Source organism: Enterococcus sp. AN402 (assembly GCF_040719405.1).
Classification (GTDB): domain Bacteria; phylum Bacillota; class Bacilli; order Lactobacillales; family Enterococcaceae; genus Enterococcus; species Enterococcus faecalis.
Window position 1 is genome coordinate 525,098 of record NZ_JBFDTM010000004.1, and the last position, 26,087, is coordinate 551,184.

The 26,087-nt window shown below is 37.9% G+C and carries 28 protein-coding genes; 10 read left to right on the top strand and 18 right to left on the bottom strand.

The window, feature by feature from the left end:
* Positions 1–72: 72 nt before the first annotated feature.
* The 6 genes from AB1I62_RS03890 to AB1I62_RS03915 all read right to left on the bottom strand — a co-directional run bounded on the left by AB1I62_RS03890 (position 73) and on the right by AB1I62_RS03915 (position 3,281).
* Positions 73–276, bottom strand: coding sequence for an excisionase (locus AB1I62_RS03890; protein ID WP_367019423.1), 204 nt, complete (start codon positions 274–276; stop codon positions 73–75).
* A gap of 15 nt (positions 277–291) precedes the next feature.
* Positions 292–501: a helix-turn-helix domain-containing protein gene (locus AB1I62_RS03895; protein ID WP_367019074.1), complete on the bottom strand. Its 210-nt coding sequence runs from the start codon at positions 499–501 to the stop codon at positions 292–294.
* Between the two features lie 2 nt (positions 502–503).
* Entirely contained in the window at positions 504–857 is a 354-nt protein-coding gene (locus AB1I62_RS03900; RefSeq protein ID WP_367019075.1) for a hypothetical protein, read from the bottom strand.
* Positions 858–1,705: 848 nt separating this feature from the next.
* Positions 1,706–1,948: a hypothetical protein gene (locus AB1I62_RS03905; RefSeq protein ID WP_367019076.1), complete on the bottom strand. Its 243-nt coding sequence runs from the start codon at positions 1,946–1,948 to the stop codon at positions 1,706–1,708.
* A 219-nt stretch (positions 1,949–2,167) separates the two neighbouring features.
* Entirely contained in the window at positions 2,168–2,503 is a 336-nt protein-coding gene (locus AB1I62_RS03910; RefSeq protein ID WP_367019078.1) for a hypothetical protein, read from the bottom strand.
* Between the two features lie 355 nt (positions 2,504–2,858).
* Positions 2,859–3,281 (bottom strand): hypothetical protein, encoded by a 423-nt coding sequence (locus tag AB1I62_RS03915; protein WP_367019080.1) that lies wholly within the window; start codon positions 3,279–3,281, stop codon positions 2,859–2,861.
* Positions 3,282–3,872: 591 nt separating this feature from the next.
* On the opposite strand from AB1I62_RS03915, the gene AB1I62_RS03920 reads away from it, so the two are divergent.
* Positions 3,873–4,760, top strand: a complete 888-nt coding sequence (locus AB1I62_RS03920) for a DNA-processing protein DprA (RefSeq protein ID WP_367019082.1) — start codon at positions 3,873–3,875, stop codon at positions 4,758–4,760.
* A gap of 108 nt (positions 4,761–4,868) precedes the next feature.
* Here the strand turns inward: AB1I62_RS03920 and AB1I62_RS03925 are convergent, their stop codons facing one another.
* From AB1I62_RS03925 to AB1I62_RS03935, 3 genes are all read right to left on the bottom strand, one after another.
* The gene (locus AB1I62_RS03925) at positions 4,869–8,897 is read right to left on the bottom strand and encodes an LPXTG cell wall anchor domain-containing protein (RefSeq protein WP_367019084.1); all 4,029 of its coding nucleotides are present in this window, start codon (positions 8,895–8,897) and stop codon (positions 4,869–4,871) included.
* A gap of 93 nt (positions 8,898–8,990) precedes the next feature.
* Positions 8,991–9,992 (bottom strand): hypothetical protein, encoded by a 1,002-nt coding sequence (locus AB1I62_RS03930; protein WP_367019085.1) that lies wholly within the window; start codon positions 9,990–9,992, stop codon positions 8,991–8,993.
* Entirely contained in the window at positions 9,989–10,240 is a 252-nt protein-coding gene (locus AB1I62_RS03935) for a hypothetical protein (RefSeq protein WP_367019087.1), read from the bottom strand. Before AB1I62_RS03935 ends, AB1I62_RS03930 begins: the two co-directional genes overlap by 4 nt.
* A gap of 267 nt (positions 10,241–10,507) precedes the next feature.
* Here AB1I62_RS03935 and AB1I62_RS03940 point away from each other — a divergent pair, with 267 nt between their 5' ends.
* From AB1I62_RS03940 to nrdH, 9 genes are all read left to right on the top strand, one after another.
* Complete coding sequence (locus tag AB1I62_RS03940; protein ID WP_367019089.1) at positions 10,508–10,813, top strand: hypothetical protein; 306 nt, start codon at positions 10,508–10,510, stop codon at positions 10,811–10,813.
* Positions 10,814–10,902: 89 nt separating this feature from the next.
* Positions 10,903–11,478 (top strand): ParA family protein, encoded by a 576-nt coding sequence (locus tag AB1I62_RS03945; protein WP_367019091.1) that lies wholly within the window; start codon positions 10,903–10,905, stop codon positions 11,476–11,478.
* Positions 11,471–11,680, top strand: coding sequence for a hypothetical protein (locus AB1I62_RS03950; RefSeq protein WP_367019093.1), 210 nt, complete (start codon positions 11,471–11,473; stop codon positions 11,678–11,680). The genes AB1I62_RS03945 and AB1I62_RS03950 overlap by 8 nt, the downstream gene beginning before the upstream one ends.
* A 559-nt stretch (positions 11,681–12,239) precedes the next feature.
* Positions 12,240–12,623 carry a hypothetical protein gene (locus AB1I62_RS03955; protein ID WP_367019095.1) on the top strand — a complete coding sequence of 128 codons (384 nt, stop codon included), beginning with the start codon at positions 12,240–12,242 and terminating at the stop codon, positions 12,621–12,623.
* Positions 12,620–13,828, top strand: coding sequence for a relaxase/mobilization nuclease domain-containing protein (locus tag AB1I62_RS03960; RefSeq protein WP_367019097.1), 1,209 nt, complete (start codon positions 12,620–12,622; stop codon positions 13,826–13,828). The genes AB1I62_RS03955 and AB1I62_RS03960 overlap by 4 nt, the downstream gene beginning before the upstream one ends.
* 12 nt (positions 13,829–13,840) lie before the next feature.
* Positions 13,841–14,032 (top strand): hypothetical protein, encoded by a 192-nt coding sequence (locus AB1I62_RS03965; protein ID WP_367019099.1) that lies wholly within the window; start codon positions 13,841–13,843, stop codon positions 14,030–14,032.
* Between the two features lie 16 nt (positions 14,033–14,048).
* On the top strand, positions 14,049–14,570 hold the full coding sequence (locus AB1I62_RS03970) for a hypothetical protein (RefSeq protein WP_367019101.1): 522 nt from the start codon (positions 14,049–14,051) through the stop codon (positions 14,568–14,570).
* A 45-nt stretch (positions 14,571–14,615) separates the two neighbouring features.
* Positions 14,616–15,557: a DNA adenine methylase gene (locus tag AB1I62_RS03975; protein ID WP_367019103.1), complete on the top strand. Its 942-nt coding sequence runs from the start codon at positions 14,616–14,618 to the stop codon at positions 15,555–15,557.
* Between the two features lie 5 nt (positions 15,558–15,562).
* The gene (gene nrdH / locus AB1I62_RS03980) at positions 15,563–15,835 is read left to right on the top strand and encodes a glutaredoxin-like protein NrdH (protein ID WP_367019105.1); all 273 of its coding nucleotides are present in this window, start codon (positions 15,563–15,565) and stop codon (positions 15,833–15,835) included.
* A 285-nt stretch (positions 15,836–16,120) separates the two neighbouring features.
* Here nrdH and AB1I62_RS03985 read toward each other — a convergent pair whose 3' ends face one another.
* The 9 genes from AB1I62_RS03985 to AB1I62_RS04025 form a co-directional block, all read right to left on the bottom strand.
* Positions 16,121–16,429 carry a hypothetical protein gene (locus AB1I62_RS03985; protein WP_367019106.1) on the bottom strand — a complete coding sequence of 103 codons (309 nt, stop codon included), beginning with the start codon at positions 16,427–16,429 and terminating at the stop codon, positions 16,121–16,123.
* 53 nt (positions 16,430–16,482) lie between these two features.
* Complete coding sequence (locus AB1I62_RS03990; RefSeq protein WP_367019107.1) at positions 16,483–17,079, bottom strand: hypothetical protein; 597 nt, start codon at positions 17,077–17,079, stop codon at positions 16,483–16,485.
* Positions 17,080–17,179: 100 nt separating this feature from the next.
* Positions 17,180–17,926 (bottom strand): hypothetical protein, encoded by a 747-nt coding sequence (locus AB1I62_RS03995; protein WP_367019108.1) that lies wholly within the window; start codon positions 17,924–17,926, stop codon positions 17,180–17,182.
* A 26-nt stretch (positions 17,927–17,952) separates the two neighbouring features.
* Positions 17,953–18,561 (bottom strand): hypothetical protein, encoded by a 609-nt coding sequence (locus tag AB1I62_RS04000; protein WP_367019109.1) that lies wholly within the window; start codon positions 18,559–18,561, stop codon positions 17,953–17,955.
* Between the two features lie 22 nt (positions 18,562–18,583).
* The gene (locus AB1I62_RS04005) at positions 18,584–20,737 is read right to left on the bottom strand and encodes a DNA topoisomerase (RefSeq protein WP_367019110.1); all 2,154 of its coding nucleotides are present in this window, start codon (positions 20,735–20,737) and stop codon (positions 18,584–18,586) included.
* A 322-nt stretch (positions 20,738–21,059) separates the two neighbouring features.
* Positions 21,060–22,328: a hypothetical protein gene (locus tag AB1I62_RS04010; RefSeq protein WP_367019111.1), complete on the bottom strand. Its 1,269-nt coding sequence runs from the start codon at positions 22,326–22,328 to the stop codon at positions 21,060–21,062.
* 80 nt (positions 22,329–22,408) lie between these two features.
* Positions 22,409–23,458 carry a VirB6/TrbL-like conjugal transfer protein, CD1112 family gene (locus AB1I62_RS04015; RefSeq protein WP_367019112.1) on the bottom strand — a complete coding sequence of 350 codons (1,050 nt, stop codon included), beginning with the start codon at positions 23,456–23,458 and terminating at the stop codon, positions 22,409–22,411.
* A 28-nt stretch (positions 23,459–23,486) separates the two neighbouring features.
* Positions 23,487–24,329, bottom strand: coding sequence for a hypothetical protein (locus tag AB1I62_RS04020; protein ID WP_367019113.1), 843 nt, complete (start codon positions 24,327–24,329; stop codon positions 23,487–23,489).
* A 27-nt stretch (positions 24,330–24,356) separates the two neighbouring features.
* Positions 24,357–26,072, bottom strand: coding sequence for a phage tail tip lysozyme (locus AB1I62_RS04025; protein WP_367019114.1), 1,716 nt, complete (start codon positions 26,070–26,072; stop codon positions 24,357–24,359).
* Positions 26,073–26,087 lie beyond the last annotated feature (15 nt).

Genomic DNA, 26,087 nt, shown 5'->3' on the forward strand with positions numbered 1-26,087 from the left:
TATATGCTCCTTTCCATCAATGGAAAGAGCCTTGATATGCTATGAATAGTATAGCATAAACAAGGCTTTTTCTTAAATGGAATCCATTTTGTCTATAAAAGATTCAAATTGTATTCTTTTGATTTGGATACGGTTTCCATTCATCATTACCCAGTCAGGCGGAGGGGACTGTTCTGCTAGTTTACGGAGTTTATTTTCGCCAATACGAAAATACTGTGCAGCTTCTTCAATGGTGAGTGTGTATTTTTCCCATATGGGAATAGTTACTTTTCCTATGATAATCCCTTCTTTCTATAATTTGAACTTTATAATGGCTTGAAGTAATTTTCCTTGGAGTTGAGTTTTCATCAAAGTATCAACACAATATTCCACTCTGCCATTGTCATAAACAAAAGGATGCATACATAGACAATCAATATAGGAATCGAAATAACACAAAATTTCTTGCGTTGCACTCATGTCATCTTTGGTTGCTGCTTTAATCATTGTGTAAGTAATCATCGCTATTCTCCTTTTTCTAAGATTTGTCTTAAAAGGGTCAAAGCATGATTTCTTTGATATTGGATAGTAGACCTTGGGCTATGTAGCTTAATACCGATATCCTTATCAGTCCAACCAGCAAAATAGTAAAATAGAATAATAGTTTTCAATAGTGTATCAAGCTGACTGATTGCAGAGGCTAAAGTTGGGTCTGTTACAAAAAATTCAACATCACCGACGTTCAAAACCGTTTGATCCAGGAAACTATCATAAGGGGTGTATAGCTTACGTAGTTGTGTTTCTTTCATGTCTGAGAAAAGCTGTTCATGCTTTACGTACCTATGTTGTTCGCGGTAAAAGTCTATTTTCGCGTTCATTAGGGTTTTCCTGCAATAAGTACAAAACATTCGGATAATCTCGTCTTCAGTACAATTGTCATATTTCTTAGATATGTTCATTGGCATACTGCCTCCTTTCTTTTGTTCACTTAAGACACGTTAGAAAGGCTTTAATTTGCCAAAATAAGCAATAAAATTTGGGATACTTGGTGGGGAGGAAACAAAAAAGATTAGCATCTTCTTTGAAGAAGATGCTAATCTTTTTATACAACATGATGTTTAACAACAAAATAAAGATTTTGCATTAAAACCTGTAAACAACAGTAGCATGTACAGAGGAATGTTTGCAAGCACAGACGCGAAGAACTTTACTAATGCTCCAGTGGAGAACCGCTCCAGCGCTGGGTAAACAATGCGAATGAAATAATCCCATCAACATCTATTGTGGGAAAGAGACGAGACTCACTAAAGTCACTGAAAGGTGGGACTGAGTAAGTTCGAGTATGTAACCAGGTTGATATCTCGAAAGTCGTGCCAGTTGTCGCGGCTTATCTAGTGCGAAGGAGTGCCACTCAACCGCGAAACAACAATCCAGCTGTTCTCAAGGAGTTACATACACATGCCGCCACTGACAATCGCTAATAACTTTGTCCAAGTATTATCGACGCGACGCGACCGACCGGTGAAACAATCCAGTTAATCAGTCAACGATAGATATTATCTTGTCTCTTTCTATAGAGTGCTGTTACTAAAGTAATACCAAACCTTATCTGATGTAACGGCACTCTATAGTTAAAAACGGGCAAGGTTCTCTGCTCAGCTCCCTCTCAATGAAACTTGACTCACTATTATTATTGCTTACTATTATGCTATAATTCTAGAATAATTTATCTTTCGATAATTTGGTCTTTAGCAGAAATAATATGTCCTTCATTGAGCACTTGTGAAGCATGCCGCACTAAAGACAATTCACCTGCAAGAGAATAATTTTCTTGCTTAATAAAAGATTTCACTGCATTAACTTCTGGGACTTGTTCTTTTAGGTGGCTAAGAATATCATGTCTTTTTCCGATATCAGTCATAGTAGCTACTTGAGCACACTCAATAAACCAAGGGTGTTTTTCTTGCATTTCTTTAACGATTTGAATGCAGCAAAAGTGGTTAAAGAAAGAGTAGATTCATATCCTGAATACTGTGAATGTTGAAAGCCATGTGCTTCCATAAACTTTTTGATATCAGACCAAGCCTGCTTATACCCAAATGGACTATCTGATGGATAATATTTCTTTAACTTTTCTACGTCAAGATCGAAGTGGAATGCTTTACATACAGCTGACATGCTCTATTTCTTACTTATTGGAAATTAAGTGTGGACGGTAACGACGTATCTCAGCTAGCATATCATTAGGCTCGCCATTCTCTTCAAAAAATGTCACAGATTTCACACGATCCATAAACCAAACCGATTCAGCTAATGCTGTCATAGCATGAATCTGAGTAAATAAATCATCACTACGAACACCATGCATAGGTGTCCATACACCACGGCCAACTTCTTTTACTCCCCACGGTTCAACAATTGTTGCCACCTGCTTGTACCATACATCAACACTTTCATCATATTGTATAGCTTTATCTTCATCAAAGATGATTTCAAAGTGATATTTTTTCCCAAATTCGTTCATAAAAATCCTCCTACATATCTATAACTTATATAGCTTGTATTGTACAAATACAACTATTATTACTTACTATTATACTACTGTATTCTCGTAGGCGACAAATACCTCCAAATAACATGTTTTCTTTAGTAATTTAGTAAATAGGGTACTAGTACCCTAGAAAACTATTTGGAAAGGAAAAGATTATTTTTTCAATCATTTATAGTTTAAGTTTATAGTTTAAGGAGCATGAGAAATGAGCGTGAGTGCGATTTAACTGAGCGCATAGTGGATATGTAAAAACGGTAGCAGAATCGCTCTCCGGAGATTCTGCTACCGTCCACTTATATAGGTGAGGGAAACGAACTATTCCCAATTCTCAGCGATAAGGCGAAATATAGAAAGCCGCGCGCGGATCGTCCGGGTAGCACGGCTTTTCACGCCTAAAAGCTGTTACGCTTATCCTACCTGCTAGCAGCCGCATTGGATACTTGCCAGCCAAATACGTGGACTCAAAAGGGCTTTCATGCTTTTGAATCGTCCAATTTCCATAATTTTCGCCACAATTAAAATTCCGTGACCACGCAACGTCGCTCTTGCTCCAATAATTGCTAATTCGAATTATGGAGCGGTCTACGCGAAAACACAAGACGAAGTCACGCCTGCGTAATCCTGTTTCTTTTTTTCGATGTTCTAGAACGTATGTTTTTCCATTGATTTCAATCGCTTTGCCTTCGCGTTTGCCGCGAGCAAAATCGATGAGCTGCTGTGCAAGTTCTGTTGAGATACCTTGAAAAATCATTATAACCTTTTCTTTCTCTGCTAGATATGCACTTGTTTTTGACTACACACATAATCTACTGTGTACGGTATGGTCGTGTCAAGTTTACAGTTTACTATACTAGAGTGTTGTCGGTCACATTGGTGTATGTTTTTCCGCTTAAAACCAACAAAAGACCGTTCAGCATGAGAATTTAAGCCTTGCGAAAGCCAGAACATAGCCGTAATATATACAGTATGAATCATGCAGAAAACGAACTACGACAAGTGCAAGCAATTATCACCGCCGCGCAACAGCTTACTCCTCTACGTGATCGCCTTATCATACAACTAAGGGATCAAGGGGTACGCTGGCGGAAAATCAGTGAAATTACCAGACTGAGCGAAAACACGTTGCGTAATAGCGCGGTGATAGAAAAACGTCGTCAAAAAGAAAACGGTGAACGAGATTAACTACTGGCTCAACTACAAAAGAAAAGGAGTGACACGATGAAGAATGAGGAACAACATTTACTAGTTATTAAAGAAGTACTCTCTTTTCATCAATGCACGGACAGATAATCCGTACATCTTAAAAGTCGGTATCGCATCAATTTGTAAAGGAATCGAATTCATGATTTTCGATATAGAGCTTGTTGCCCTTGTCGCTTTGTTGTATCACAACTCTTCCCGTGGATCTTATATGGCGTTAAGACAACGGCTCATTGAGGGTGAACTTCCTCACGATATTCTGGAATCGGATAATCAATCTGACGTCCTTTACGAGCGTGCATTGGCGGATGTGGAACAATGGATACGTGCTGGGCAACGACCATTGTCGTGGTGCGATGAGGACTATCCTCAGCAACTTCGCGAAGTACACGACTTTCCACCTGTTATTTTTGTTCGAGGTCATCTTGTTGCCCCTGATAATGGCATATGTATTGTAGGGTCACGTCACGCAAGTCGGGGTGCTATCGATGCTACACGGGACATAGCACGCCTTGTTGTAGAAGAAGGTTGGACGGTAGTAAGTGGTTTGGCTCAAGGAATCGATACCGCCGCGCATACCGAGGCTTTGAGTCGCAACGGTCGTACAGTTGCAATTATTGGTAATGGTATTGACCACTACTATCCAGCTCAGAATCGAAACCTCCAGTGCGAGATCGAAGAATATGGATTGGTGCTTTCTCAGTTTTGGCCTGGCATGCGACCGACGAAGTTCTCGTTTCCTATGCGAAACGCCGTCATGTCTGCCTATGGGCAGGCAACAATTATCGTCTCGGCTCAAGAAAAGTCTGGAACACGGCATCAAGCTAAACAAGCAGTCGCACATGGTCGTCCTTTGGTCGTGTCCAAACAGGTGTATGAATCAACAACCTGGGCACGCAGGCTCGTTGATGATCCGGCAGTGTTAGGCGCAGTTGCCTATAGTGCTGAGCAAGCCGTAAACCTTGCTATAAAAATGGCACAGTTATCAATAGAAGACCTTAGACTCCTCCCGTGGCATGATCGGACATAATACCGATGGTGAGGGAATGATCTAAGCAATTGCCAGGCGACGTTCTGTACAAGGAATATCCCCTCCTAATCTTTTAGGAGGGGATATTCTATGTTTCTTTTGTCTTTCTTATGCTTCTATTTCCTTTCGGTTTCTGAATCTAAGCATTACTCCACCTAACGTAAGGGTAAGGACTGCTATCATAGCTAGACCAGTGACCGATGCACCTGTCTTAGCCAATAGTGGAATAGATACTTTCGCGTTCCATTTGTCTTGATCGGTTACTTGCTTATTGGTGTAAACTGACACCCCCGTGACAGTCGCTGTGTTCGTGTGAATACTTCCGGCTTTCAAACCCTTAATTTTAGAGGTGCAGGTCATTTTAGCGTTCGGCTGTAGGACTTTCATATTAGGGCAAGAAATAGATTCTACCTTTCCATCACCTTTAACCGTTTTATCCTTTAAGGTAATATTCTTTAACGGAACATCACCTGTATTAGTGATAGTGTACGTGATGTCAATTGCAGCTGAAGCATTCTTGCTATTGATGATAAGGGCTTCTTTTTCTGTATCTCGATCACCTTGCTTGTTTCCAGACGTGGTATCCCATTTTTCCACGTCAATTGCAGGATTTTCTGGGGTAGTTGTCTTTACGGGTTCTGGATTTCGTTCAATGTGATTGTAGGTTTCAGTAAATGTATTGGTAACAGTGCCCGGAACGAGACGCTCCATTTGTACGTAAATGCTAAATCCATGCTCAAGGTCACTACGGCTATTTACAAGGTCGAGATATTTTTGAGTTGCATGGACGGTGAGTACACCTTTTTCGTCCTTAACAGTGAACAGCCCCGTACTATTATTGTCTTGTTCAGTGTTTTCAGAAGAAACCCCCGTGTGTACGTCGATTGGTGTACCTTGTTTTGCAATAAGCTTTTTACCATCGTAAAGATCTCTTTCTGCAATAGCACTCCATTGTCCCGTATAACGGTCGGAAACTTCATCATAGTCGTCTACAATAGACCACTGTGTTGCTTTTTCTGCCATATTTTTCGGAAGAATGGAAGAGGTTAGACGATAGTTGAACAGATTGTTAAGTTTAACTTCTTGCTTATTTATCGATTGACCACCGACAGTAATTGTCACATCTTTATTTGGCGTGATTTCATTCTCAGGATTGGACACGATACGGGTTTTTAACACCATATTTTCCGTGTTTTGAAGAGCCGAGTTTTCAATGGCATAACCGTCAGTGACTTTCTTTACCTTAGTTGGAAGGTAAACCCAGTATTGTTTTCCTAATAGTTCTTGCTTAATAATCGGGTCATTGACAGGATCAATCGCCTTGTTAGCATAGTCTTTTAATGATATAGGTTGTGTAGCTTGAATGATTTCCCCATTTTGGTTAGTTGTATCAACTAACTTTGCAAAAATGTAGGCAATACCATTGTCTACTTGGACGTTGAACTCTCCTGTCACATCCTTGCCAGTAGCTTTTTCAACAACCTTAATGTCTTTTGTATTTAGGGAAAGATATTTTTCGTCAAAATCATCAATCATGCCTAGCTTGTGAACATCATAAGCAAGTTTATCTCTTGCGGGTGTCGCGTCCATCGTTAAGCGGTACATAATTGTTTCTCCGCCTACAACTGTTTTCTTATCAATATCAATAAGGTCTTTATTCAAATCTTCCTTATCTGGTTTTTGATAAGGGATTATTACCTTAGGAATATTGGTTTTGCTTACAGACTTATTAATGATTTCAAAGGATTGATTAGAAAGTGTCGTACCTGCCTCAATATTTCCTGCAACTTTACCGTCAAAGCGAAGTAATAAGTCTCCCTTTTCTTTGAGAAGTAGCTGAGAGTCTATCCATTCTTGCTTGAACGTGGCGGTAAAAGACGAGTTTTTATCATCAAATGATAAAGTGTAGTGCTTTCGTGAGATCACCTTGTTTGTTCGTGCATCATAAAACTCGATACTAGTTTTATCCAGTTCAAAAAACGGGTCATAATCGTCTTTTACTTGGAAATTGTCAACAGGATGTGCAAGATTCTCGCTAGATTTAGGGAAATCCACATCAACGTTTATTAAGTATTCAATCCACTGATTGGGAAATACTTGTTGGCCGTCAATACTTGTCTGGTTTCCATCTTGTTTTGCAGAGCTGAGAACATCCTTTGTAGGTTGAGGATTCCAAATGAACACGGGCGGGATATTGGTTGGCTTCGTTTCGTTATTATACCGTTCACTGCCTTTATTGTTCAAAACAACAATCTTCCCTTTTGTGTCAGTTGGTGGGGCAACAGGCTTGAATTTACCGGTAATAACTAGCTTCATCGGCTTATCAGCTGCTAAATTTCTAGTAGTTTTCAGAAAAGACTCTTTCGCAGTGGCGATGGTGATACCGTCTTTGACTGTGATTGTGAAATTTTTTGTTACATTTTCACCACCTGCATAGACAGAAACTTTAGTAGCATCTGTAAAATCCATATAAGTTTTTGCATCTGACCAGTCATCAGTGATGGCGTATTCAGATAGTGGTGTAGCTAAATGAGCCGGAATGTGTCCATTGACGACAGCACCAACCTTATCTCCGTGGAAAAAGAGTTTTTGATCTGCTGCAACAGTATTTGTCCATTTCTTATCTTGAGATGCTAAAGCACCTGTTTCGTCTAGTACCCATACTTTATCAGGAGAAGGGGTTACCTTTTGAGTGTGCTTTTCATTGGTTGTTAGACATTCCTTGAGAGTCTTTGTGTAGCATACTTTTCCAGTATCTTTGATTGTATAATCTTTCCCGGTTGGCTTGGTAAAAGTTGGGACAACAAGAGTGTAATCGCCTTGCGTATTCAAGTTAGTAAGGCTTGCAGAAACGCTCACTTGATTCTTTGCTGAACGATCAATAGTAATAGTTGCGGGCACACGCTTACCATTAGGATTTAGCACATAAACGGCATTTTTATCATCTTTTGTCTTATTACCAATAAATACATCTGCTGTATGAATAGTATCAGAAATCATCATAGATGATAGATAACCATTAGAGTGGGCTACAATACGAGTGTCATAGGCTTGACCAGAAGCAAGAACGTTTGTGCCTAACAGCTTAGTACTACCGTTCTTGTATAGCTCTTTACTAGGTAATTTAGGGTTTACTTTCCACGTTTCACGAGGGTCGCGGTCAGGCGTATTGACACTGTTTGCCATCTTCTTTTGTTTGGGAACGACCACATCGAAAGAGTATGTTCCTCTTGTCCATGCATCCCAACCGAAATCAGCAGGTGTGAACTTGGGGCTAGTGGTATTTCCGTTGTTTGCGATAGTGACTTTCTTATCTACCTTTTTCTTTCCCTGTCCTTCTGGTGAATCCCATATCAGAGAAATTGTACCTGTGACGTTTTCTTTAATCGACGAACCATTTCTAGAAGCGTGAATTGTATCCCATACAGGCTTGGTGTCGCCAACCATTGTAAAAGTTTGAGCCTTATCAGTTGTAATGGTGAGCTTATAATTTTGTGGGGGTTCGTTGGAGTTAAGAGCAATACAAGCGGCAACGCTCTTTTTATTCATGCTATTTACAGCATCATTCTTGCCTTGCTCAATATAGGCAAGATATTTCTGATAGCCGTTTGCAGAACCTACTTGAGCTTGAGATAAAACACCAGGAGCACCCGCAGTACGCCACTGGTTATAGAAGTCAGTAACTTCAGATGGGAGAATTTGTGCATATCCATCCCATATTGTATCAGGTTTACTACCCCACATAAGTCCAACGACACGGCTCTTACCATTACGACCTTGTGGATTGCGTGCTTCCGCACGATTTAATGCTGTGTTACACGCATTAAAAATAGCTGAATGTAAAGTCGGACTCTTCTTTTGAGATAAAGATGCACCATTAGTTAAAGCACCAGATATAAAATAATTAATAGATTGGGTCATCACTCCTTGTTTTGGTTTATCAGAACCGCCCGAAATTCGGTCATAAAACACGTAGTGCAACGCTCCTCGTCCATGTATCGTATAAGAGCCTCCTGAACCTGCACCACCACCTCCATCTGCCATAGCAGATAGAGGAGTAGCAAATAAAGCGAGAACTATCGTACTCGCTATTAGTGATAATGTTTTATGCTTTCGCGTTTTGAGTTTTTCTAACATAAGAAACTTTATCTTTCTGCTTGTTGCTATCGGTCAAATACATATTATAAATGATTGTGGAAGTATTGTTGTATTTAATGAGGAAATTTATTATTATCCGTATGGGATAAAACCTTCCTTAACAGGCTTACTACGATCTTCTTTGGGAATGTTAAATTCATACCCTTCTATGGTAAAATACCCCTTTGGGGTAACACGGGGAGTATGGGTAATTTTTTTCTTTCTATTACCACCTTTACCATGTATACTGTTGCCTTCTTTACCACTCATACGGTTTTGAATAGCACGAGTACCTTGATTCACCGCTTTAGCTTTTTTGCCTGTCTTAACCTCTTTAGTCTGTGTAACTTGTGATCTTTCGTACGATAATTGTGAGTTACTGATAGCTTGTTGTTTATCATGTAACGCCTTAGTTAGCTCCACGAGCTTACTTGTAGTGTCGCGTAGGGCTGTAATATCATTCTTGTCTATTTGAGAGTCTACGACTGTACGAGCATGTTGAATAGCTTTAGTAGCTTCTTGCCTAGTAGCATCGTCAGTCACTTTCCCTTCGGAATCGCGTATAAGAGTTGTAAGACTCACGATAATACTTTTTGCATTATTCGTCACATTTTTATAGTTAGCGGTTGCCTTTTCTAAATAGCTTTTCTTTAAGGTTTCTGCGATATCCAAAGCATCCTCATTTAGTGTGCTTAATACACTCATATGATTATGGAGTTTATCAGTAGCCGTGCGAATTTTATCCATATTTAAGGACAGTCTACTGAATCCATTTGGTTTATATACCGCTTTTGTCATTTTTTCAGTCTTAGATTCAGCTATTACATCAATCGCCATTTTACAGATGGCAGGATCACTTACCTGTGAAAGACAAGTCTTTTCATCTTTAATAAGTTCTTCTAACTTTTCGGCATTCTCGGCCATCTTATTGTAAAGGTCTTGTTCTTGTTTTAGAGCTTCCTGGTACGTACTCCATATGCTTTCATTACGAAAATGCAGTAATCCCATACCTGTAACCATTGTTAGACCTAGACCAAGGGCTAACATAATAGCTATCTTTTTCTTTGGGAACATAAAACTATTCGTTCTTTTCATGCTTCCTTCTTACCATCGATTACATCAAAAATTCTCATAACAGAATGAATATCCTCATGATTAGAAATATAGTCACAAAGGGCGTCTAGTTGAATTTGTTCGGGAGAGCATTGAAGAGATTCACATAAAGTCTTTCCAACAATTCGGAGTTTCTCATTATATTCTTGTTCTTCTTTTTCCAATAATTTCTTTCGCCGTTCCCGTAACCGACGAATTTTTTCGTTGATATCTTCGATTTTCGCACTCACAAGATTTTCCTTTCTCTACATGTGCCTATTTCAAAAAATGATTATACCAACTTTTTTATCTAACAGATAATTTTGTCATAAGTAGCAATCTATTATGATAGACTGCTATCATGATAAGGAAAGAAACAGTAAAAGGAGAAAACTTATGAAATAACTATTTGTGTAGAAGAAAATGGTAGACACATTAGTAATAAGTCGGAAAGTACTTACCGACTAGCTTACTCAAAGTGATTTAGACATTGGATTATGTGAGATGGGATTTTAATTATGGGAAAAATATCGCGTAAACAATATGTGAAACTATACCAGGAATCTAATATTGAATTTCGTGAGTGCCTATTGAAGTGTTTGAAGCATGATATTATCAATGCTTTTAATTTTATTTGGTATAAAGGCTTATTTACTAAAGATTTATTCTCTGTGAATATTGAACGTGAAAAGAAAATCGTTGAACGTGTTATTGATTTGGAACAAATTGAGTTGATGGTGGATTTATATTTTCGTCTTAGTGAAACAGCCCACTCGATACAACGTCTAGAAAAGCATTTTCAAAAACTAGAAAATACATTGTAAAGGTCAATAAGGAAAAAGAACAGTATTCATAGAAAAAGTTGAATCAATGGAATATATTTATTTTCCCAAGAATAAAGGATGAGTATACTATGTCTTTCATTATTTTAATGTTGAATCAAAAAGGCGGTGTTGGAAAAACAACACTTGCAGATGAAATTGCTTTTACATTGGAACGTCGCGGCTTTTCTGTTGCGTTTGTTTCTACTGACCCGCAAGGCGGACAAATTCATGAGCTTTGTATGGATATGTCAGTCATAGAAAATAGTGATTTTCAGGTGATTGATACAGCTGGACAATTAAAAGAAGATATGAAGGTGTGGTGTCGTGAAGCGAATGTAATTCTTGTTCCAATTCTCCCAAGTCCGCGTGATTTAGAACCGACGCTAAGGACATTAGAATTGATCCGCTCTTCAAATACGACAGCAAAAGTATTTGTAGTGATTAATAATTTTTACTCACTTGGTGTACTAGACCGTGAATTATCTGCATTTTTTGATTCAGAAAATATTGATGTCCTTGGAAAAGTCCCGCGTGCTGTAGCATTGTCGCAGGCATCTGCCGCAAATAAATCTGTTATTGAATTTGCCCCTTATAGTCATGTCATACCCATAATTGAAAAAATTGGTGACGACCTTATTCAGATGAAGGAAAAGTTATATGTCTAACTCGTTTATTGCTTCTGCACAGAAAATGAAACGTGAGCAAGAAAAAATTGAGCAGACGAAACCTAAAGAAGAATTACAATCGATTAACATTCGTATTCCTGTAAAGCTGCATTATGCAGTACAAGTACATCGTCTAGAGACTGGAGAGAATATGACACAACTTATTCGCCGTCTTTTGAACACGGAGTTAAACATTTCCTAGAACAAAGGATGGTGTCGCTATCTTTTGTTCTAAGAAAAGAATTGTTTTTGCTTTATACAAGGAATCTCTTTCATCTTTGATGAAAAAACAGTCATTGATGCAAACTAAAAATGTTTAAGTGGTGATTATTCTATGAATGATACATATTCCTATATTGGCGAATGCAAGGGTAGCTTGTGGCGGCACACACTACCCTTTTTGTTCTCCCACTTACCTACATGGGACAACACCGCTTTGCAGATGTATTGGATGGGTGGCGTCACCCATCCATACACCCGCAAAGCTCTCGCGGAAAGCTTGCTTTCCGCTCACTTGCAAGATGTAGGAAGTGTACCCACAAATGCGATAAATCGCCTTGTGTTTCCCCTTCCATCTTGCTCTGCAAGGCTGTTTTCCACTCCTAGGGTCGTGGATTTGTTGTCTTTTAGAAAGCCTAATAAGATGTCATATAAGGAATGTTAAACACTTGGCAATATAGCTATTTGCTATCGTGTTTTATATGAACAGTGGCGGCACTGTTTGGGACTTTTTGAAATCTATTTTTGAAAGGAATGTTTAGATGTCACAGAGAAATAAATACTTAAATATTCGTGTAAGCGAAAAAGAAAAAATGATTTTGCAGCAAAAAGCAAAGAAGGCTTGTGTGGGTGTCTCTAAGTTTGTCCGTGCTACTTGTGTGTATTCTGATGATTCTCAAATCAAAATGATTGATGTAGAACCATTGCGTCGTTTTATCTGGGAGTTGACAAAGCAAGGAACGAATCTCAATCAATTCATGAAATTTATCAACACTTACAAGGAAAAAGGATTTAATCCGACTGAAGCAGAAATTGTCTTAAAGCAAACACGGTTACTTTTAGAACAAGCAAGAAAGCTTTTATTTAACCTCCAAAAAGAGTTGGAGAAAAATCATATTGATTTTGTAGAAGAAGTTTTCTTATGACGATTATTAAGCAGCGTGCTGTTATAAGTGGAACGACACACCAAAAGAATTTGCGTAACTATATTAACAATGATAAGAAAGTTTTACTTCGTGAGTCACAAAATATGGAAAGTTGTAAAGACTTGAAATTATGGGCATCTTATATGTCTCACACGCGAGATATTTATGGACATAATCGTGCTGCGCGTAAAGGAAAAGATGGTAAAGAAGCGAAAAACACAATTTTGTATCATCAGATTTTAGGGTTTAATCCCGATGAATGTGATGTTAATGGTGGAGTACTTTCTCCTGATGATTGTATGCGTTATGCAAAACAATATGCTAAAGACTATTATCCATATCATGAAATTGTTTTTGCTTTACATAATGAATTTTGCAAAGAAGATCAAACACATCGATACGCTATCCACATGGTTATCAATCGCAGTAATCTTTCTACAGGGACTCGCTTAAATGAAGGATTGGGGGGCAAAGCAAAAAGAGAACGCGCTAGTCGCATTCGTAAGATGGATTCATATTGGGGATTGAAACAAGTAGAGGAAGGGAAAATTAACTCAATTACTCATCATAAACAGCCCTCTCGTGTTGAAAAAGAACTAGAGAAAAAAGGAATTACCTCATACAAAACAAATCTTCGTGAGCTTCTTAGAATTGCAGCTAAGAAAGCTGAAAGTCTTGTAGAGTACCGTGAGCTTTTGGAAAGTTGGGGTGTAGATACACAGTTTAGAAATGGCAGAATGTATGCCCGTGATTTGGATAATAGAAAATTTTCGTTTTCAGTTGTAAAGCTGGATGCTCAACTGAACTTGAACAATTTAGAAAATCATTTTTCTGAAAATCAGGTTCATTATCCTGGAAAGAACAAAAACACAAGATATATTGACCAAGTCAAAAATCAGTATCTTGATACCATTGAGAAACTTTATCTAACATATCGAAAAGACATTCAATCTATTCATGGTGAAGCATTAGAAGACTTTCCGAAATTTACCCTACCGCGACCTTCGGCAGAGATAACAAATGATACAGAAGTAAAAAGAAGGATATTAGCATACTGGCGAGGTGCAGATGAACTACGTATGTCCCTTTCATCTAATGTTCGATTTGAGAAGAAAGAAAGAATGAAAAATCCCCAACAAAAACAGGATAATATGAGGACACAAAGGGATAATGAGCAAAGGTCTGAGAAGAGTCAGAAACGATAGCAGGTAATTTTTATGGCTAACAGTATTCAAAGTTTAGGATATGTGATTGAAGTTTGTGCTATAGATGATGAAAAAGAAAACTGGCAGGTGATCCAAATAGTTGAAACATTAAAGGAAGCTATTGCAATAACAGATAGTCTTATCACTTTTATGAGACTATCTAAAAGTCGTTTTACTATTCGTCTAGAGAGAAATGTTAAGTAGGATGGGAGAAAAATAAATGGCAATTGATTATAGGAAAGTAGAAGAAATGAACGAAAGAGAAAGAGATACTAAAAGCACGAAGGCTATTTCTCTTAAAACAAAGGCAAACAGGGCAAGAGTTGCAAGAGGGAAGTTAGTCGTTGATGATAGGACAGATAATTATGGGGAAAAGCAACTTAAAAGTCTTTTGCAGGAGCAAAAAGATTACCATGGCAAGCTAGTTCAACAATTAGAAAATACACTGGAAGAATTGCAGACAATCAAGAAAGAGATGACAGATGTTTCCTACTTAGCGAAACAAATGGCTATAAATGGAGTTGGTAAAGCCCAAGAAAAAGCAGAAGAAATTACTATGAAGAATTTGGATGCTGTTCAAGAAAAGTATCTTGTCCATATAGAAATATTAACACGTGAGTCTCAAAAACGTATAGAAAGATTAAGAAAAACGGCTCGTATAAATCATTTTATCCCTATTACAACGTGGATAATGGTTGTCATGATTTTTGTTATGTTCTGTTACCTTTTATGGGTAAAATAGAAGCGATCTGGTTTCCTAGGCTCAAAAGAAAGAATTCGAGGAATTATGGAAAATCGTCTACGAATAATCACCAAGCGCCGATACGGGAATGTATCCCCATTAAGGTATCCGGGTGGTAAAGCGACACTTGCTGGATTTTTTGAGGATCTCATTACTCAGCTTGGTCTTCACTGTCCCACATATGTTGAACCATATGCAGGCGGAGCTGGGGCGGGTGTTGCGCTCTTGCAAGAAAACATCATTGACCAGCTTGTTATCAATGACATCAACAATGCTGTCTACGCATTCTGGCACTGCGTCAAGCATGAGAATGAGTGGCTCGTGGAACAGATTCAGAACATTCCACTCACTGTTGATGAGTGGCGCGCACAGCGCGCGACCTACCAAGCCGATGACACTTCAGACCTTCGTGCTCTTGGTCTTGCGTTCTTCTACTTGAACCGCACGAATCGGTCTGGAATTTTGAACGCGGGCGTGATCGGTGGCTTGGCTCAAACAGGGACTTATAAAATCGATGCGCGCTTTAACAGGAACACACTGTCAGAGCGAGTTGCAGCGTTGGGGAAAGTAGCTGATCGAATAATGATCCATAACCTTGACGGACGCCAGGTTCTTGAAAAGTACGGAGACACACCAAACACACTCATTTATATCGACCCGCCCTACGTAGCAACTGGCGGCTCTCTCTATCTCAATTCCTTCGGCGTGTACGACCACGGCGCACTAGCAGAGCAAGTCGAACATATATCACACGCTCACTGGATTTTGACCTACGACGACCATTCGCTTGTGCGCAAGCTCTACAACAATCAGTTCCTGGTCGAACTCGAAATCACATATTCAGCTACCAAGCCTGGGAAAGCCACAGAGCTACTAGTCGCATCTAAAGACGCGGCACGTGTCATCACTGACTTCTTGCTACCTGCTCACACCGAATTGATACTTAGTAGAGTTCTCTCACCAAATAGAAAGCGGAAAGAAAGTTGATAGAAATGGATCTTACAGTTTATTCCAAGCCGGATTGCATGGCATGTAAACAAACTAAACGGCTATTAGAACGTTACGGAATATCTTTTACAGAAGTCAATATTTTGGAATATCCAACATTGTTAGAGCAGTTTAAGGAAGTGGGATTTTTATCAGCACCAATCGTTGTTACACCGGATAATAAATGGTGTGGATTTCGCCCAGATAAAATAAAAAGCTTGGCTCACAATTCTTTTTTGACATCTACTATTAGGGATGTCAAAAATGCTTCTCATTAAATAGAAAATAAGGAAAAATCGGAAAGTCATACTCTACCTGTTCAGGGTAGTCGATAACGCAACAAAGTTTGTGTTGTACAGGCACAGGTGTTCATGTATAGTGGGTAGTGCCTTTGTATTGGGTGTTTTTAATCAGGCTGTCCACCGCTAAGTTTTCCAACATATCGGTGGACAGCTTTTTAGATATACTACTCGATCAGTGATTACTCTTATTGCTCTTTATGCACAAAAACTAGATATAGACAAAAGGTCTGACTCACATCTTTTGATGATAGTCAGACCTTTTCACTTAGTCAGGGTATCGGTGTTTGAGTATTTTCTGTTTCTCAAATACCTTCTGATGCTACACCATTTCTTATCTTTCTTGAACAAACGAATAACAAAACGAATGTGCCACCAAATAACCCACAATTTTGTAAAAAAAACACCAACACTAAGAATTTCTCGTGATAGAGAATTCTCAGGAGTAAGATACATCATAATGACAACCAGAATGACTTGAAATACTATACCGCATTTATAAGCATATTTAGCAATAGGGAATAAGAGCTTAAACACGATAGCAACAAGCAAAATATTATCCTTTGTATTCATCTTAATCCCTCCTTGTATATGTCTCTTTATTTGTATTATACTACTTTACTAGCTTAATTCAAAGCTATATCATTATCCGAACTATCGGGATCATCAGTAGTGTCTCCCATATTATTTTCATCATCCCATTGGCATTGAGCGAATTCAGCATCACGAATTCGTTCTATAGCAGATATGGTATAGCCCATACTTTTAGCAATATTTTCATCACTTTCATCAGGATAAGTATTGGTAAGGTAGTCAAATAAAGCCAAAGCATTCTTATTGAGTGATAGACAGCGTTGTTGCATGGTAAAGAAGCAATCGCCATGAATAAGGTCAGCACCTTCTCGCCATAATATTAGTTCTCCATCTTTTTTGACCCAGATAATGTTTTGAACTTCATTAGCTGCTACAAGAAGCATGGATTTGCCTAAATTACGCTGAATACCAGGGACTTCAACTCCATCAATAACAATATTTCCGTTACTTTGTTTCATGTTATACCAATGTTGAACGAGAATAATGCCATATTCTTCCAATTTATCAAGGTGTAAAATCCAGTCAGTAAGAATATTGCATCCTTGAAACTGATACGGCTCAGCATTAGTAAATATATAAGAATCAAACTCTTCATAACTATGATTCTTATATAAAACTTCTATTTTCATGATATTAATCCTTCCTTATGATAAAAGCAGAGTCTCCAATGGTTTTTAATCAAAAGAAACTCTGCTTGCTTTTATCCTATCGTAGATAGCATTTATTCATTTATTTTTGAGGTTCATTGAGAGAGCTTGCATCTTTTTCTTGATTGGAAAGAGAACTAGAAGCGCTGCGGCTCTCTTTCGCCATTGAAGAAAGAGAAACACGTGCAGATGAAGAATGTGTTTTTTGCCAATTATCTTCCCATTGACTTATTTCTTCAAGTGAGGAGAAATCCTGTTCCAGCATATCCCTATCATGTTCAGATAGATTTATTTCTTGATTCTGTTTATCCATGAAATACTTACACAAATTATCTATTACATCTCCATCCGACAAATAGTTACACAAAGTATCTTCATCCATCATATCTATGATATATGTTAGAAAATCAGTGGATTTTACTCTTATTAGGTCTGATTTTGTATTTGTAACATCAACTCCATAAAATTCTTTGAAAAAAGTATCTACTTCTTCCTTATTCTTTTCATATATCTCTTTAATGAAAGAATATCGTTCTTCACCATATAATGGTAAAAGACTCGTTTTCCACGAATCTTTACACCCTTGATGTAATTCTTCCTTTTTCCATCCAAGCTTATAAAATTTAGGCCAATCGTAAGTATCACGCCCATCCGCAAGAACATTATAGTCTTCGTCAATCAAATAAAGATCATAACTAAAAGCTAGATCGTTGTCTGGACTATCAACGCCGTATATCGCACCATCTTCAACAAAGATATAATCGAAAGATGGTGCGTATCTCGGAAGATTGAAAAGTGGTTTACCATCCATGAAATCGTAAACTTTCATGTTCTTATCCTTTCTTACTAATTAATCTATTTTTGAGGTTCATCAAGAGAGCTTGCATCTTTTTCTTGATTGGAAAGAGAACTGGAAGCGCTGCGGCTCTCTTTCGCCATTGAAGAAAGAGAAACATCCGTCTGCTTTTTTGCGGGTGCTTTCTCTTGATTTTTTTGAGCCTCAAAGTCACGTATTTCCTGTTTTAATCCCTTGACTAAATCCCACGGTTTTACATTGAATTTCTTGTAGGGATATTGTTCACTTCCCTTTTTGCCAGTCCAAATAGTTACAGGTTTATCTGCCTTAAAGGAAAGAGTAACTGGCTCATTATTCAACATTTTTTGTTTCATAAGATCACTTAGAAAGACATCACATGAGAAACCACTAACGTCTACACCGTTAATCTTTGTTCCTTGCGGGAAAGAAACGAAGGCTTTATCATATTTTTGTCCGTCCTTTGCTGTAAATGTATGAGGAGTCAAAAAAGCGGAGTGAATTGTAATATGTGCAAAAGAGGGGTGTGTTTTTTGCCAATTATCTTCCCATTGACTTATTTCTTCAAGTGAGGAGAAATCCTGTTCCAGCATATCCCTATCATGTTCAGATAGATTTTTCATTGTTCTTATCCTTTCTTTTTCATTCATAGTAATAGTCTATTACTAATACTTATATTTTGTGTTGGAATTTAGGAATGAGTTTTCCTTCTTTCGTAAGATTGAGTTTACAGTCAAAGACTTTTCCTTTTTTGGAAGTACATCCTTTTAGGGAAATATCTTTACCTGAGAGTAATGCTTTTGCTTGTTTTGGTGTAAATGATTTTCCGCAAAATGATACGAGATGGAAGCTGCATCCGCTTTGTATCCAAGAGCCATCGTCTTGTTTTTTATTTTTGTTTTCGCTACAAGAATAGAAAAATTTTCCTGTTTTTTTGGATTTCTTTTGTAAAACGGATTTTCCACACAAAGGACACTTTCCAATGTTTTTTGATGAAGTCGAACCGATACTTATGCCTTGATATGCTGTAGCATAATGATTTTGAAATACTTCAATCACATTATCTTGTAATTCATTGACACCAGCTTTTCCAAGTGCAATATCTTGTTGGATTAGCCACCAGCGAGCAGTAACATCAGCACTTCGTATTTCTTGTGGAAGTAAATGATAAAATTCTCTTGCTTTTTCTGTTGAACGGATTTTACCAGATTTTTCTTCTAAATATCCATGATTTTTCAGGTTTTCAATGATTGTAGAACGAGTAGCAGTTGTACCAATACCGCCGTGTTCTCCCTTTTTACCGTCGTCTTTCTGTTTTAGAATCGATTTAATATTTGGATCTTTTACATATTTAGCGATAGACGCCATATCAGAGATAAGAGTGCCTTCAGTATATGGTTTAGGCGGAGTTGTTTCTTTTTCAACAATAGTACACGCAATGCTTTTTAACAGATGTTCACTAGCTTCAATCCAAGGATTAGACGGAACTGTTTTCTCTTCGTGCTCTTCTATACTGCCAAAGTCGTCTAAATATCCAGCATCTTTCAGTCGTTTTGTGACTGCACTCATCATCCCATTTTCTACAGGGAAAGTACTTGTGCTGACATCATAAATAGCAGGCGGAAGAAACTGCATGGCGTAACGTTCAACGATAGCAATATAAACCCTAGCTTCGTCTTTGGTCATATTTTCTATGGGACTTTTCACTTCTTGCGGGATAATCCCGTGATGGGCAGTCACATTTTTATCGTTAAAAGATTTTGCGTGAATTGTAAAATCAAGATTCCATTGAACGCCAAGATTTTCCATTGCTTGAGATAAAACAGTTGGTGCTTGGACAAAATGTTCTTCTTTAAGATATTGAGAATCTGAACGGTTATAGGTAATTGCCTTATATTTATCACGTAAATCTTGGGTAATTTGTTGTGTTCGTGCCGCACTCATACCAAAACGTTTAGACATATCTGAAATAAGAACTGTTAAGTTATATGGTAGAGGAGGATAGGTTCGACTCTCGCTAACTTTTGTAGAAAAATGAGGATTAGAACCATCCAAAGTATCCTTTAACGTTTCTAATACTTCTTTGTGATAGAGATGTTTCTCTTCGCCTAATAGTGCTTTACTTGGCTTAAAAGTAAATTTTACAGAATTTGTATTGAGAGTGCCCGTTGCGGTTAATTCATAAAAAGTTTGGCAGACATAATTTTTTATAGCCTCATCTCGATTGACTACCAGCCCTAAAGTTGGTGTTTGTACTCTTCCAACTGTAAATAGAGTCCCAAGACGTTTTGTAGCAAGTCGCGTTTCATTAATACCAAAACACATATCAGCCATTTGACGAGCGTAGGCGGCCATCCCGTTTCCACTGCATGACTCATTGATGATAAGATTATCAAAGGCTTTGACAATATTTTTTTCAATATTGTCATTGACATAGACACGTAAAACTTTTCCCTTATAGTTGAGATAATCAAGAATTTCATCAACGATTAGCTGCCCTTCTTCATCAGGATCACCGGCATGAATCACACAGCTAGCATCAGATAAAAGGAAAGCAATTTTATCTACAAGATTTTTCTTATCCTTGGTTGGCACTTTTTTCCAGTTATGACTATAAATAGGTAGTACATCTAAATCCCACGGTTTACCCCACTTGGGGTTAAGTTCTTCTGGTTCAACAAGTTCGAGTAAATGTCCAGCGCAACCGATAACAGTATAGCCATTTCCACTAATCGGCAGTGGTGCTGTTTCAGACACTTTTTTGCCACATATCGCACGAGCAATATCACGTGCAAGCATCGGTTTTTCTGCAATCACTAACTTCATTATTTGTTCTCCTTTTAACGATTATCTATATCGATGTCAACAGAATCTTTACTGATATCAGTAGGTTCTTTGGAAAGTTGTTTACTTGATTGTCGCATAGAAACAGCCTCATCTTTTAGTACTGGAGAAGTATTTTTCACTTTATCCAAATTGACGATACACTGTGGTTTTCGTATGATAGATTTATCAAGGTCATAAGCTAAGAGGTGACAACGGAGCAATTGGAGTTCCGCCAGTGCTTCTATCTTATGGCTTTGTTCTATATCAAAATAAATAACTTTTTCTGGTGTAATATGTTTCCCTTTCCTTTAAGTAAAGTTAGTTACAGTTTTTGTTCATCTGTAGATTTTTCGATTATCTTTTTATCGTTATGGTTGTTCAGTGTTTTAGATGATTCTCGTAATTCTTTCACAACACTAGATAGTGTATGTTCTAAAGGACTATTTTTTTGACACTCTGCAACTTTTTTTAGATAGTCGTTCCACTCGCTACGGAAGGCTTCATCATATCCTTTCTCCGCAACTTCGCGAGCAGCTGTGATGTGCATAATACATGGATTGACTTTCGTAAACTTTTCGTCAATCACCATATCCGCCATTTCTTCGGCTAATTCATCATCACCATACATAGCTACAAAATCGCAAATAAGGGTGTCACGAATTTCTGTGTTAATTGTGTAGAGACCTTTGTCTAATGTAGCCGAGTCTTCACCGCAGTCAAATAGAGTGTCTGCAATATCTTCTGAGACCATGTAAATCCCAGAATCATACAATTGGTTGGCGGTGAAATAGGAACAAATATCGTCTTGATGTAAATACAAATCTTCCGTATAGGCAACATATTGTCCCATTTGAATCATTTTACTAATGTCACCTTTAACACCTTCAAGAAGCCCCTGATCGGAAGCTTCTTGAACATATTCAACATTATCTGGAAACCACTTATACAAATCATAATAATAAATATCTATATTCGCGTCAGCAATCTCACTGAACGCATCAAAAACATCTTCGCTTCCACTGTATCCTGTGATTTGGTCACCAATGTCTCCCACATCAAAATTGCCTATAACTTCTTTAATAGGGATGAATCCTTCTGGTACAGGCGGATTCATGTAAGCTTCATGATCCGATTTTTCTTTGCAGATAGCCTGAATCTTTTCTTTGATATCATCAAAATGTTCATCTAGCATCTCTTGCAGATGGAAAAGTTCGTCATTATAGAATGGTTTACCATCATCCACACCAAGCCACTCAGCTGATTCTTTACACTTATTAAATGCAGATACCACCTTTGAAACAGGAGCTTCAGGCATCAAATTTGCGGCAAATCCATCAATATCATTACGGTAATTTTGCCAAGTGCTAGCGTCTTCTACCATGCTTGAAACAATATCCGCAATAGTCGGTTCACCACTAAATTTTGGATCAGACTGAAAGGTAAGATAAAATTCTTTATCATTATAAGACAAGACGCAATCATACGCTTTATGGGATGGGATAATCTCTCCTTGCCTTATATTAGTAATGTTAAGTGAAAAATCTTTTGCTAGTTTTCGTGCTAGATCTTCCCAATTATCAAGATAAGACATAATAAATAACTCTCCTTACTGTCAAGTATCGACTGTATTAGTCTATCAACAAAAATAATTCTACGTATCGTATTCAAAGATTAGCTTCCAAGAATCTCTTTTGCCCAAGCTCCTGATTTTATTAATCCAAGTATCAGCAGAATGGACACTACAATCCATGTAGATAGACTAAAGATAGGAGTTATATTAGTTCCACCTTTCAGCATATTTAATAAGTCGTTACTTCCGACCTGCGTAACAGTACTTGCTAGAATTGTCGGATAAGCGATAAATATGAACATGATGATTGCTCCAGCGAGACAAGCGGCACAAAAATTCTTGATGAAGTTGATACCAGACTGACGGGTCTCATCAAAACCTAAAAGAGATAGAGGTATCGGTGCAAATGCTGCCATAACATAAAGTTGGATCACACGTGCCATTACTACGAGAAGTGATACGATATAGGCAATGAAACCAGTCCCGTAAGAAACCAGAGCAGCAAGAACTAATACAATGCAGTTTCCAACGGTAACGTCTGATAGATTGATGTCTGACCAGTCTAAAGCCTGATTTTGAATAGGATTTGCTCCACCTTGTTGAAAAGAGGTGACGATCTTATTAAATTCATCAAAAATAGCAGCTACAATATCGAGAGAATTGATAATAAGCCAGTGAAATATCACATATGAGATAGCGAGAAACACGATATCTTTCACGGCCGGCAAGGTTGCAGTGGCATCAATTCGTTGGCTGATTTTGACGAGTTGGACGAGCATAAACAAGGCAAGAATAGATTCTGCCAAAGGAATAACTGCAACACCATGTACAGTTTCAACAAGAGAGTAAACTGTCTCTGAGCCAAAAAGCATCGAAAATTTACCACTTATATAACTAGTGCTTGTCGAAGCGGATACGAAACTGAAATATCCATTAAACAATGTTTGCGACAAATCAAGTAACCATTCACAAATCATGTCACTGATTTTGCCACCGACATCCCAAAAGCCGGTATCAGATTCATAAGCATAAGCTGGTATCGGTAATAATAAACAAAATAGACTGACACTAGAAATTACAAAGAATTTCTTCTTAAAGTTTTTCCTTTTTTTTAAGGACATAATATGTTTTTTATCAATGGTTAGATTCAAAACATAGCCTCCTTCCATACTCTAATATTTACATTTTGAATGTGTAATTTTTAGTTTTTTTATCAAAAATAACGGTTACAAGCGGAGCTTGCGACTTAGTAGCTTCATTGACTGATGTGCCAAGGAAAAAAGCGGTTGTAGCCGTCATCGTCTTTTCATTAAAAGAAAGATTCATGCTCTTATTCCATACGGCTGTTGTCATGGTTGGATAGTGAGATGCACACCATTCACTAAGTTTTGTGGTTAGTTCTTTTGTATCTCCCAGAAAACTTGTAGCTTCTTTATTTAATCCCGTGATAGTTACATTAGTAAGTTTTTCTACACGAGTATATACCGTGTTTACTTGGTCAAAAAGACTAGCAGAAGATAGTGTTGAGACACCTTTTTCTTTCTCAGACTTGGCTTTTGTCTGTGAAAAAGTGACTAAATGTACTTTATCTGTGGTTTCAAAAACAATGGTATCTATGAGTGTGTCAGCTCCGTTGCTACTTGTTTCTGTAACACTGATAGCAAAGGGAACTTTTGTTGTGTTTCCGTTAGTGGTTTCTTCATAATAGTTATTGTGAAAAGTAATAACATTTTTATTCCCCTGACTGACCCATGGGGAGACAGCGAGCGTTTTGATAAGATCTTTTGTTTTTTTATCATAGTTTTTGATGATGTCTTTTTGCTTATCTGTAAAAGAAATATCTTCCATCTCAGGCTCTTTTGTTTGCCCTGTTTGTGTAGATGTCTTTGTGTCGGTTTTTGCACGATTATCTGCTACGTTAATAGCGTTAGTGATAGAAAATCCGATAAAGATAATAAGAAAGAAAAGTCCTATCAACGCGACTTTTTTATTTTTCTTGATAAAAGCAATTATCTGTTTCATGATATACACCTTTCGATACGTATTTGATTATTTGTTTATTGAAACATTTTTCGGGAAACCCCAACCAACAGGAGAGGTTTTTCCATAAAAAGCAATCCACTTATCAAGGCTCATTGTTTGAACAGAACCAACATTATGCATGACTTGTCCATTTCCGATATAGACTCCCACATGACCATATATTGCTCCCATAACTCCACCTGAACTAGATGATTCTACCGCAACAACCATACCTACTTTTAACTGTGAACGGTCATGGTTATTAGCAAAGTTTCGATACATATTATTGGCATTTCCACCGATATAACCTAATCCTGCATGTTGATATACACTGGAAACCCACATTGCGCACAAATTCAAGCCTGGTGAAGGAGTTCTTTGAGCTGCTGAGACAATACTTTGTTGGACTTGGGTGGAAGCCTCAATTTCTCCACCACTTGAGGTAAGTTGTTCATAAAATTTTTGTGCTTCTTGATAGCGTTTTGCATAGGACGAACTCGCTACCCAATTCGCTGGGCGTTCATAACAAGCTAGAAAAGCATAAGTTGTAAACCCTAAATCGCTGGATCGAAGCCATGAAAAATATGAGACAGCTGTTTTTGCATATTGAGGAATCTGTGCCGCATAATAACCACTTGTATGAAGTCCCGTGCTCCATGAAGAGGGGAGTTGTTTCATGAAGAATTCTGTTTGAGCCGTTGCACTATCAAGGGATTTTCCATTTGCCTGTGCCCAGTTTTTGTAGTTAGTGTAATTACCAATACCTGGAATAGTATCAGTGAATTGGAAAAGTCCATACCCGTATTCGTAACTAGTGTTATTCCCTTCTCCATGATATTCAGCTGTAGTATTCCAGCCTGATTCTCCTGAAATATTCCCCATAATAGCTGCAATTTGAATATTGTCTAGTCCTTGCTTGCGCAGTACTTGAGCAACTTCTAACTGTACACCTGAAAGTGATCCAAACGAATGATTTTCTTCGTTCGACGATCCAGCAAATAAAGCGCTAAGAATAAATAAAGAAAGAAGACCTAGAAAGATAAAGAACAGTACCGGAGAAGCAAAGGCAATAAGTTTTCCTATCACCGCTTTTCCTGCGGGTAAAGCAATGCTCTTTGAAACAGAGATAGTCGTACATTTCTTAGCTACTGTTTGGTAGACATTCTTTTTGAAATAGCCTTTAGCCTGTGCCTGCGCCTTGTTTTTTGCTTGAAAAGTAAACTTTTTTCTATCAGATAGATTTTCTTTTGATTTAGCTTTAGCAAGCGACGTCTTACTGGTCTGAACGACATGAGAACTTTCTTGGGCTACTTCTTTTTTTTCAGATAGTAGAGTTTTTCTTTTTAGTCGCCCAATATACTTTTTGCTTTGTTTGGCAGTTTGATAGGTTCGTTTTCCTTTATAATAAGTATCATCTACGCCTTCAAGTTCGGTATCTTCAAGGGCTTTGTTGATACCTTTGTGTATTCCTACTTGACCACTTCGTTGAATAGCTGTTCTAAGCCCCTTATTTCTTTGTGGGGTTATTTTTTCATCATGAAAAGTTTCTCCGTCAACAAAAGACTGTATTTTTGGGTTTCTTGCCGACGGAGAATAGCCTTTTGGGGAATGAGGAGAGGTTTCTCCTACAATTCCTGAATTGATGGCATCCGTTTGTTCAGTTAAGACAAGACTTTCTCCTGCTTGATGTTTTTCTTGAGCAGTTTTAACAAACTCATCTGTTTTCATTATCTTGGATACCATCCTTTCACTATGTGT

What these genes read in the sequence shown, in the direction of transcription:
- AB1I62_RS03895 (WP_367019074.1), bottom strand. Translation starts at nt 501, where the DNA reads ATGATTACTTACACAATGATTAAAGCAGCAACCAAAGATGACATGAGT.
- AB1I62_RS03900 (WP_367019075.1), bottom strand. Translation starts at nt 857, where the DNA reads ATGAACGCGAAAATAGACTTTTACCGCGAACAACATAGGTACGTAAAG.
- AB1I62_RS03905 (WP_367019076.1), bottom strand. Translation starts at nt 1,948, where the DNA reads ATGCAAGAAAAACACCCTTGGTTTATTGAGTGTGCTCAAGTAGCTACT.
- AB1I62_RS03910 (WP_367019078.1), bottom strand. Translation starts at nt 2,503, where the DNA reads ATGAACGAATTTGGGAAAAAATATCACTTTGAAATCATCTTTGATGAA.
- AB1I62_RS03915 (WP_367019080.1), bottom strand. Translation starts at nt 3,281, where the DNA reads ATGATTTTTCAAGGTATCTCAACAGAACTTGCACAGCAGCTCATCGAT.
- AB1I62_RS03920 (WP_367019082.1), top strand. Translation starts at nt 3,873, where the DNA reads ATGATTTTCGATATAGAGCTTGTTGCCCTTGTCGCTTTGTTGTATCAC.
- AB1I62_RS03925 (WP_367019084.1), bottom strand. Translation starts at nt 8,897, where the DNA reads ATGTTAGAAAAACTCAAAACGCGAAAGCATAAAACATTATCACTAATA.
- AB1I62_RS03930 (WP_367019085.1), bottom strand. Translation starts at nt 9,992, where the DNA reads ATGAAAAGAACGAATAGTTTTATGTTCCCAAAGAAAAAGATAGCTATT.
- AB1I62_RS03940 (WP_367019089.1), top strand. Translation starts at nt 10,508, where the DNA reads ATGGGAAAAATATCGCGTAAACAATATGTGAAACTATACCAGGAATCT.
- AB1I62_RS03945 (WP_367019091.1), top strand. Translation starts at nt 10,903, where the DNA reads ATGTCTTTCATTATTTTAATGTTGAATCAAAAAGGCGGTGTTGGAAAA.
- AB1I62_RS03950 (WP_367019093.1), top strand. Translation starts at nt 11,471, where the DNA reads ATGTCTAACTCGTTTATTGCTTCTGCACAGAAAATGAAACGTGAGCAA.
- AB1I62_RS03955 (WP_367019095.1), top strand. Translation starts at nt 12,240, where the DNA reads ATGTCACAGAGAAATAAATACTTAAATATTCGTGTAAGCGAAAAAGAA.
- AB1I62_RS03960 (WP_367019097.1), top strand. Translation starts at nt 12,620, where the DNA reads ATGACGATTATTAAGCAGCGTGCTGTTATAAGTGGAACGACACACCAA.
- AB1I62_RS03965 (WP_367019099.1), top strand. Translation starts at nt 13,841, where the DNA reads ATGGCTAACAGTATTCAAAGTTTAGGATATGTGATTGAAGTTTGTGCT.
- AB1I62_RS03970 (WP_367019101.1), top strand. Translation starts at nt 14,049, where the DNA reads ATGGCAATTGATTATAGGAAAGTAGAAGAAATGAACGAAAGAGAAAGA.
- AB1I62_RS03975 (WP_367019103.1), top strand. Translation starts at nt 14,616, where the DNA reads ATGGAAAATCGTCTACGAATAATCACCAAGCGCCGATACGGGAATGTA.
- nrdH (WP_367019105.1), top strand. Translation starts at nt 15,563, where the DNA reads ATGGATCTTACAGTTTATTCCAAGCCGGATTGCATGGCATGTAAACAA.
- AB1I62_RS03985 (WP_367019106.1), bottom strand. Translation starts at nt 16,429, where the DNA reads ATGAATACAAAGGATAATATTTTGCTTGTTGCTATCGTGTTTAAGCTC.
- AB1I62_RS03990 (WP_367019107.1), bottom strand. Translation starts at nt 17,079, where the DNA reads ATGAAAATAGAAGTTTTATATAAGAATCATAGTTATGAAGAGTTTGAT.
- AB1I62_RS03995 (WP_367019108.1), bottom strand. Translation starts at nt 17,926, where the DNA reads ATGAAAGTTTACGATTTCATGGATGGTAAACCACTTTTCAATCTTCCG.
- AB1I62_RS04000 (WP_367019109.1), bottom strand. Translation starts at nt 18,561, where the DNA reads ATGAATGAAAAAGAAAGGATAAGAACAATGAAAAATCTATCTGAACAT.
- AB1I62_RS04005 (WP_367019110.1), bottom strand. Translation starts at nt 20,737, where the DNA reads ATGAAGTTAGTGATTGCAGAAAAACCGATGCTTGCACGTGATATTGCT.
- AB1I62_RS04010 (WP_367019111.1), bottom strand. Translation starts at nt 22,328, where the DNA reads ATGTCTTATCTTGATAATTGGGAAGATCTAGCACGAAAACTAGCAAAA.
- AB1I62_RS04020 (WP_367019113.1), bottom strand. Translation starts at nt 24,329, where the DNA reads ATGAAACAGATAATTGCTTTTATCAAGAAAAATAAAAAAGTCGCGTTG.
- AB1I62_RS04025 (WP_367019114.1), bottom strand. Translation starts at nt 26,072, where the DNA reads ATGGTATCCAAGATAATGAAAACAGATGAGTTTGTTAAAACTGCTCAA.